This window comes from Elstera sp. (assembly GCF_044372965.1).
GTDB lineage: Bacteria > Pseudomonadota > Alphaproteobacteria > Elsterales > Elsteraceae > Elstera.
This window is the reverse complement of sequence record NZ_JBILQX010000174.1, coordinates 1-7,700: the sequence shown is the minus strand read 5'-3', so window position 1 is coordinate 7,700 and position 7,700 is coordinate 1. Positions and strand designations below refer to the sequence as shown.

The following is a 7,700-nucleotide window of genomic DNA, read 5'->3' as shown; positions in this document are numbered from 1 at the left end:
CGTTGGCGGTTAGCAGTTCCTGCCCGGCGGTATCGCTGAGGGTCGCCTGCGCCGAAGCGCTGAGCCCTCCGATAAGGGGATCATTCCGCCGCACTTTGAGGGCCAAGCGCATCTGCACAGGCGCGGCGGCGGGGGCTTGCACCAACTCCAGCTTTTCGACGGCCAGTTTTTGCACCAGGGCCGCCATGGCCGCGTTGACATAGCCGTCAAGTTCCTGCCGGTCGGTCTGCTGGGTCACGTCCCGCAGCGTGTCGATGATTTCAATGGAAATCTCGACGGCAATCCGAGACGCCCCAGGGGGGAAAGCCGCTGTCGAGGCAACCGGGCGGGGCGATGGTGTGGTCGTGCATCCCACGAGCGCTAGGCATCCAAGCGCAATGAGTCCGCGTCGCGTGATCCGCTTTGAATACAATTGCATGGGCAAGGGTTCCGGCATCTAAAAGCTGTGGTATGCTTACCGAAAGGTTAATGATCTCTCAATCTTTTTAATGAGATTTTAGTTAGTTTCTGTCTCTGATAATAATTAGAATAATTCTAATTGACGTTCCAAAAAACTTCCGGCAGGCTAGCCCTCAAGACAACCCCACCTAACGAGGAAGGTCCCCACCATGTCCGATAAACCTGTGATGACCACCAGCGCCGGTGCGCCGATTTCCGACAATCAGACTAGCCTCTCGGCAGGGGCGCGCGGCCCTCTGCTGATGCAGGATTATCAGTTGATCGAAAAGCTCGCCCATCAGAACCGCGAACGAATTCCCGAACGCGTGGTTCATGCGAAAGGCTGGGGCGCGTTTGGCACGCTGACGGTAACGCACGATATTAGCCGCTATACCCGCGCCAAGCTGTTCGGGGACATCGGCAAGCAAACGCCGCTGCTGGCGCGGTTCTCCACCGTAGCGGGGGAGCAGGGCGCGGCCGATGCCGAACGCGACGTGCGCGGCTTTTCGCTGAAATTCTACACGGAAGAGGGCAATTGGGATTTAGTCGGCAATAACACGCCGGTCTTCTTTATCCGCGACCCGCTAAAATTCCCGGACTTCATCCACACGCAAAAGCGCCACCCCCGCACCAATCTGCGCTCGCCGACGGCGGCATGGGATTTCTGGTCCTTGAGCCCGGAAAGCCTGCATCAGGTGACGATCCTCATGTCGGATCGCGGTATTCCTGTCAGCCCGCGCTTTATGGACGGTTTCGGTAGCCACACCTTCAGTTTCTGGAATAACGACGGCGAGCGTTTCTGGGTGAAGTTCCACTTCAAAACCCAGCAGGGCCATAAAACCCTGACCAATGCCGAAGCCGACGCCGTCATCGGCAAAAGCCGCGAAACCTATCAAGAAGATCTATTCGGCGCGATTGAGCGGCAGGAGTTCCCGCGCTGGCGCATGTGCGTGCAGATCATGCCGGAGTTGGAGGCAGAGAAAACCGCCTATAACCCCTTCGATCTCACCAAAGTTTGGCCCCATGGCGACTATCCGCTGATCGACGTGGGCGTAGTCGAACTCAACCGCAATGCCGATAATTACTTCGCCGAGATCGAACAGGCGGCTTTCTCGCCGTCGAACATCGTCCCCGGAATCGGCTTCTCGCCCGATAAAATGCTGCAAGCGCGCATTTTCTCCTACGCCGACGCCCACCGCTACCGCTTGGGAACGCATTATGAAGCGCTGCCGGTGAACGCGCCGAAGTGCCCCGTGCATCACTACCATAAGGATGGCGCGATGCGGTTCTTCCGCAACGATACCGGCAACCCAGACGCCTATTACGAGCCCAATTCCTTCGGCGGCCCGACCCAAGACCCGAGCGTGGCCGAGCCGCCCTTGCGCATCTCCGGCGACGCCGCCCGCTATAACCATCGCGACGGCAACGACGATTATACCCAGGCCGGAAACCTGTTCCGCCTGCTGCCGGACGATCAAAAACAGCGCCTGTTCCAAAATATCGCCGCGTCGATTGGCGGCGTTCCCCAGGCGATTATTGATCGGCAGTTGGCCCATTTCGACAAAGCCGACCCGGCTTATGGGGCGGGGGTACGGAGGGCGTTGGGGCTTTAAGCGGGAGGGCTCAGCGGCTTTGCCCCCCGACGCGTAAAACTGCGTCGGGGGCAGAGCCCCGCTTACTACCCCTCAATGAAATGCGGCACGAACCGGCTGCTATTGCCGGTAATCGGCAGTACGTCTTCGCGGATGCAGAGGCCGCAGGCTTCGCTATCGACCGTCCAGACGCCGAGCACTGGATAATTGCCGTCGAAACACGGCAGGCTACTGCGGCTTTGCCAGACCATCGGCTGATGCTCGAAGGGCCCGGCAAGGGCAAGATCGGCCTCGCCGGGGCGCTCCAGCCGCACATTCGCGCCCTCGCGGCCCCACAGGGGTTTACGAACGCGCGGGCTGGGAATCGCCTCGGGCGTAAAGGCGGCGGGGAGAAGGTTGGGGTGGCCGGGGGCGAGGTCCCATAGGGCGACGAGCAGCCCCTTGCCGGTCAGCAGCAGTTTCCAGGCGGGCTCGATCCAGCGCGTCGCGCCCTGGGGGATATAAGCCGCGAAAGGCTCGGTAACGAGCCATTCCCAGGGGTAGAGTTTGAAGAGGCTCGCGATGGGGCGGTCGTGCAGATCAACAAAGCTCCGCCCATCCCAGCCGATTTTCGGGATCGGCACAAATTCCGGCGCTAACCCCGCCTGGGTGGCGGTTTCCATCAAATAGAATAGCGTCGCCTGATCTTCGCTATCGTTCAGGCTGCTGAAGGCGAGCGGCCCGGCGGGGAGCTTGAGGCTGCCCCAGGCTTCGATCAGCGCTTCGTGAATCCAGTTGAACTGATCGCGGCCAGGGTGCACCGCTTCCAACCAATCCCATTGCACCACGGCGGCTTCCAGCAGGCTGGTCGGCGTGTCGGCGTTATATTCCAGCAGTTTCGGCGGCGTTACCCCGTCGAAATGAAAATCGAACCGCCCGTAAAATCCCGCCTCATCGGCTTCCCAACTGGCTTCAATCAGCGGAATCGCGGCCTCGGGAATGCCGAAACGGGCATAGTCGCCGCGCTTGATAATCCCCTCAGCGGCGGTGAGCGCAAGCGCTTGAAGCTCATTGGCGGCGGTTTCGAGGGTTTCGATCTCGCGCGGGGAGAAGCTGTAGGCCACGCCCTCGTCCCAATAGGGAATGCCGCCGATACTATGGAAGGAGAGCCCGAGGGCTTCTACCTGGGCGGGCCAGTCGGGGCGCGGGATCTGCGCGAGGCGCTGCATTAGCCTTTACTGCTCAGATTAAAGCTTGTCGCCGATTGGCCGAACCCGCCGCGTTTGACGTAGCTCACCGTTTTTGGCGCAAGCGCCCGGCTGCCGGTGAGCCGTTCGGTCATCGGCAGGGCGGCGAGACTCGGTCCGCGATTGTGGAGGATTGCTTCCTGAAGCGCTTCGATCATGATGCGTGCCGTATCCGTTGGGCAGAGCCCCAGGAATCCGGCCTGGCCCCCAAAGTCGCATCGCCCGCCAATGCCATCGATCCCATGCTGACCCGGATACCCTGCGAAGCGGGCTTGGCCGATATACTGATTCCCCTGCCCATCCCGCCAAACCGGCAAGCTGCGCGTCGCGGTTCCTTCCGTCAGCAGTAGAATGCCATTCATGTAGGGCTGAAAAGCGGGCGGTGAGCGGCGCGGTGTTGTTTCAACGCAGGTCGCGATTTGGGCCGCGCAATCGATCAAGCTTGCGTAGGTCGGTGCGATCGTATCATGCAGCACCAGCGTATCGTGGATGAGGTCGTCGCAGGTTGTGGCGTCGAGTCCGGCGGCGGTGCAGGTAAACCGACTGTTGATCGGAAGATAGGTTAGCTCCAGCGGGTCGGACGTCTGTTGAAATTGCTCGCTAACTGCAAGTCCTAGCACCGCAACGAACACCGGCCCTAAGATGGCGTAATTAATGATTTGTTTTGTGCGGCGTTCCCGCGCGTCGTAATCGGGCGGTGGACTGGCCGGCAGAGGCGGGGAGGGGGGAACGGACACGGCAAGATTACTCGTCAGCAAAAACCCCGCTATCTTAACAGAAGCGCGCAGAGACTAAAACGCGCAGGTTGTGCTACCCCTCAATCACCACCGCATCCCGATCCGTGCGGTTGCGGTAGAGGTGCCAGAGGAAATGGGCGGCAGCCCCGCGATAGGGGGCGAAGGGCTCACCGCCGAGGCGGCGGGCTTTGCCGGTGGGCCGCTCCTCCCAACTGCGCAGGTGCCGCAGGGCTTCCATCACCGCGATATCGTCGGCGGGCCATAGGTCGATGCGGCCGTGGGCGAAGAGCAGATAGACTTCTGCGGTCCAGGCCCCAATGCCTTTAACCGCGACCAGATGGGCTATGGCGTCGTCGTCGCCCATCTCCTCCAGCGCCTCCAACCGCACCGCGCCGCTGTCGCAGCCTTCCGCAAGCGCCCGGGCGTAGCGCAGTTTTGCGCCAGAGAAGCCGCAACCGCGCAAAGCTTCTTCCGAGGCGGCGAGGATGGCTTTCGGCGTTACTTCCCCCACCAGCGCCTTCATCCGGTCGCGGATGGTGCGGGCGGCGGTAACGGACAGCTGCTGGCCCAGGATAACATCCAGCAGCGTTTCAAACCCCCTCGGCCAGCGCCGCAGCGTGGGCGCACCGATCCGCCCGAACGCGCGGGCGATATCGGTATCTTGCTGGGACAGGGCTTCGAGCGCCCGCACTAAATCGGCATCAGACTCCAGGCGCGTTAAGGGCATGGTTTGTTTCCCGCTTGTTCCTTGCGTCTTTTTAGCATATCGCCCAGCCGCTGTCCTCCCGCTTCTTGCCCCGGACCCCCGGCGTCGGTAGGGTAGCGCCAGCTTTGAAAACTGCTGCAGTGCGGGAGAATTAGGAATGCCGAGCCGCTATTGGGTCGTTGGGGGCCATTATACCGATACCGCTTTTACGACGGTGGTTGCCGGAACGGACGAAGAGCATATTGGCCCCTTCGCCTCCTATGACGAGGCCAAAGCTGCATGGCAGGCCAAGGCTTGGGCGACGGTTGATAACTGCAACTTCCGCTTCCGCATTATCGAAGAAGCGGGCCCCAAGCGGGTGAAGCGCTATTGGGTGATCGGCGGCGATTATGTCGATACGGGTTTTCGCCAATTGGTGGACGGCGCGCAAGAAGAACGGATCGGTCCGTTCGACACCTATGAAACCGCCCATGCCGCCTGGCAAAAAGCCGCTTGGTCTACGGTCGATAGCTGCACCAAGCGCTTCCGGGTGGTTGAAGAAACGGTGGTTTAGGGAAAATTTCGAGGGTATGGACTCACCTGCCACGACGGATCTGCTTGGGGAAATAAGTGTCTAGGGCGGTTTACCTGCGCCAACGCGAACGGTAGCCGCCCTTTACGGAAGCATATCATCGGTAATATCCATTTTATCTCTATGATTCCGGCTGCCTCATAATACAGTGCATAGGCTTTTGATTTTATTTGGAATAACATAGATTGAAATTGTCGTCTGATTAAGCTTATAATGAAATTGCCCGAAAAAATCCTGGGGCAATTGTTAAAATGCTACTGATCTCAGAATGAGGTGAGAATCATGGTCGCTGTTTCGTCGTTTTTATTTAGTGCCCCAACAGTAAAAAATGCTGAACCGAAAGCATCCCAAGCCCCGGAAAAGAACACCGCTGCTCTGAATACGAGCGAGTCAGAAGACAGCGCTGCCCCGGCCGCCGAGAATGCTGGGAAAGATACGGTCAAGATTTCTAAGGCTGCCCAGGCCCTGCTCGACCCTGAGGTACAATATTATTCCCAATTTATGGTGGCGCGGGAGGGGTTTGATATTTCAGCTCTGTCCATTGCCATCGTTAACCCTGGCGCTGAAGGTATTTCTAAGGGAAAAACTTTGTCAGAAACCGCGCAAGCTGCGCGGGCCAGCCTGAATGAACGCTATGGGGCTATGGCTGCTCAAGGGCAGCCGTTCGATTATAATAGCTGGGAGGGTGCCGATTGGAACACGCTCATGGGGGGGTTGGACCGCCGCGCCCTGCTGGCTGTAAAAACGAACGAGGGCGGTATGTTCTCGCTCCAGGAACAGGAAATCGCTGAGTCGATTATGTATACTCAACGTTCGCTGGCCACCGGCCAGTACTCCGGCCCGGAGCGGTTGAGGGGTAACTTCCGCGCTAACCCTGATCCCTATGATGTTGTTAGCCTGGGCCGAAAGGGAATAAATTGGCTGGAAAAGGTCAGCGATGACGAGAAGCGGACACTAACATGGGCGGTTGATCGTGCCACAGCGCAGTCTTTTGCTAATTCGGGGTCGAAAGACAGCCGGAGACGTGAAGATATTAGTCAGGACCCGCTGGTGAACCTGATTGCCAAAGCGATGGAAACCATGAGCCAAAGCCTCGAGCGGGCCACATGGTCAGGACGGGCCGATACCGTTAAAGATCTCAAACAAGCCCCATGGTTTAAAGGGTTTGAGTCGCAGCTAGATCAGATTATTGCCTCTGGTCGTTACCGGTTGACCTAAAGAAAATCCCGCGCATTGGGAATAAATGGCAAGATGTTTTTGCGGATAAAGCAATAACATTAGTCTTCGTGTGTCTAAGTTAAAGCACGATACTTTAGCTCCGCTGCTTGCGCGGCGGAGCATCATTCTCGAACAGATCATTCAACTCGCGGATGGCTTCTTGCGAGGTTTGAATAAGCTTCGCTTCGTCCTGGAACACGGCGAACTGTTTTTCGATGATCGCCTCGTCGTGATCGCGGAAGGTGCGTACCGACCGTTCAGCTTCCGTCAGCGTGAGGCCCAGCGTGACCAGCACCCGTTCGGTCATGACCAGCGATGAGTGAAAGGCTTCGCGCAAAATATGCTCCCCCGGAAGCCCGGCCTGCATCAGCAGATGAACGTGATGCCGGTTGCGCGCCCGCGCATAGACGGTGATATGGGGAAATTGATTGCGGATGTCCGAAACCAGCCGTTGTGCGGCCTCAATATCATCAAAGGCGATGACGACGACGCGCGCTTTCTCCACCCCGGCGACGCGTAAGAGTTCAACCCGCGTCGGATCGCCGTAGTAAACCTGACTGCCAAAGCGCCGGATGAAATCCACCTGGGTTGCGCTGGTTTCGAGCGCCGTGAAGGCAATCCTACGCATGCGCAGAACGCGGCCAACGATTTGGCCAAAACGCCCGAAACCGCAGATGATGACTTCCGGCGCATCCTCGTCGATCGTATCAAAGTCCCGTTCGGGCTTCGCATCGGACAGGAGCGGCGCAATCCAGCGCTCGTGGGCTGCGAAGAGCAGCGGCGTTAGCATCATCGAAACCGTGACGACTAAGGAAAGCTCGGCGGCGTCGGTCGGCATCATCGCCTTATCGGCAACGGCCTGTTGAAAGAGGACGAAGCCGAATTCACCGCCCTGGGCTAAGGCCAAGCCCGTTTGCCGGGCGGTGAGGGATTTTCGCCCCGTTGCGCTGAGCAGGCCGAAAATCACGACGGCCTTCACCACCATCAACCCGAGAATAATCGCGCTGAGGCGGAAAGGGGCGGCAGCGAGCAGATCGAGCCGCAAGCCCATGCCGATGGCAATAAAGAATAGCCCCAACAGCAGGCCCTTGAACGGTTCGATATCCACCTGCAATTCGTGGCGATATTCGCTATCGGCCAGCAGCACGCCGGCGATAAACGCGCCTAACGACATCGAGAGGCCGACAGCACTCACGAGCGCGGCGGTGCCGA

The 7,700-nt window shown here is 59.0% G+C and carries 8 protein-coding genes; 3 read left to right on the top strand and 5 right to left on the bottom strand.

Going from position 1 to position 7,700, the window contains the following annotated elements:
• The coding region (locus ACIQ36_RS16620) for a hypothetical protein (protein WP_395831356.1) at positions 1-355 on the bottom strand (355 nt) is incomplete at its 3' end.
• 253 nt (positions 356-608) lie between these two features.
• Here ACIQ36_RS16620 and ACIQ36_RS16615 point away from each other — a divergent pair.
• The gene (locus tag ACIQ36_RS16615) at positions 609-2,051 is read left to right on the top strand and encodes a catalase (protein ID WP_395831354.1); all 1,443 of its coding nucleotides are present in this window, start codon (positions 609-611) and stop codon (positions 2,049-2,051) included.
• A gap of 65 nt (positions 2,052-2,116) precedes the next feature.
• On the opposite strand, the gene ACIQ36_RS16610 is transcribed toward ACIQ36_RS16615, so the two are convergent.
• Genes ACIQ36_RS16610 through ACIQ36_RS16600 form a run of 3 tightly spaced genes read right to left on the bottom strand, consistent with a single transcriptional unit; the run spans position 2,117 to position 4,720 of the window.
• Positions 2,117-3,238 carry a glutathionylspermidine synthase family protein gene (locus ACIQ36_RS16610; protein WP_395831352.1) on the bottom strand — a complete coding sequence of 374 codons (1,122 nt, stop codon included), beginning with the start codon at positions 3,236-3,238 and terminating at the stop codon, positions 2,117-2,119.
• Entirely contained in the window at positions 3,238-4,014 is a 777-nt protein-coding gene (locus ACIQ36_RS16605) for a DUF1190 domain-containing protein (RefSeq protein ID WP_395831350.1), read from the bottom strand. The genes ACIQ36_RS16610 and ACIQ36_RS16605 overlap by 1 nt, the downstream gene beginning before the upstream one ends.
• Positions 4,015-4,066: 52 nt before the next feature.
• Positions 4,067-4,720, bottom strand: a complete 654-nt coding sequence (locus ACIQ36_RS16600) for a DNA-3-methyladenine glycosylase family protein (protein ID WP_395831347.1) — start codon at positions 4,718-4,720, stop codon at positions 4,067-4,069.
• Between the two features lie 136 nt (positions 4,721-4,856).
• Between ACIQ36_RS16600 and ACIQ36_RS16595 the strand changes: the two genes are divergently transcribed.
• Positions 4,857-5,252 (top strand): DUF4170 domain-containing protein, encoded by a 396-nt coding sequence (locus ACIQ36_RS16595; protein ID WP_395831345.1) that lies wholly within the window; start codon positions 4,857-4,859, stop codon positions 5,250-5,252.
• Positions 5,253-5,552: 300 nt separating this feature from the next.
• Positions 5,553-6,488: a hypothetical protein gene (locus tag ACIQ36_RS16590; RefSeq protein WP_395831343.1), complete on the top strand. Its 936-nt coding sequence runs from the start codon at positions 5,553-5,555 to the stop codon at positions 6,486-6,488.
• 94 nt (positions 6,489-6,582) lie between these two features.
• Here the strand turns inward: ACIQ36_RS16590 and ACIQ36_RS16585 are convergent.
• The coding region (locus tag ACIQ36_RS16585) for an NAD-binding protein (RefSeq protein WP_395831341.1) at positions 6,583-7,700 on the bottom strand (1,118 nt) is incomplete at its 5' end.

What these genes read in the sequence shown, in the direction of transcription:
- ACIQ36_RS16615 (WP_395831354.1), top strand. Translation starts at nt 609, where the DNA reads ATGTCCGATAAACCTGTGATGACCACCAGCGCCGGTGCGCCGATTTCC.
- ACIQ36_RS16610 (WP_395831352.1), bottom strand. Translation starts at nt 3,238, where the DNA reads ATGCAGCGCCTCGCGCAGATCCCGCGCCCCGACTGGCCCGCCCAGGTA.
- ACIQ36_RS16600 (WP_395831347.1), bottom strand. Translation starts at nt 4,720, where the DNA reads ATGCCCTTAACGCGCCTGGAGTCTGATGCCGATTTAGTGCGGGCGCTC.
- ACIQ36_RS16595 (WP_395831345.1), top strand. Translation starts at nt 4,857, where the DNA reads ATGCCGAGCCGCTATTGGGTCGTTGGGGGCCATTATACCGATACCGCT.
- ACIQ36_RS16590 (WP_395831343.1), top strand. Translation starts at nt 5,553, where the DNA reads ATGGTCGCTGTTTCGTCGTTTTTATTTAGTGCCCCAACAGTAAAAAAT.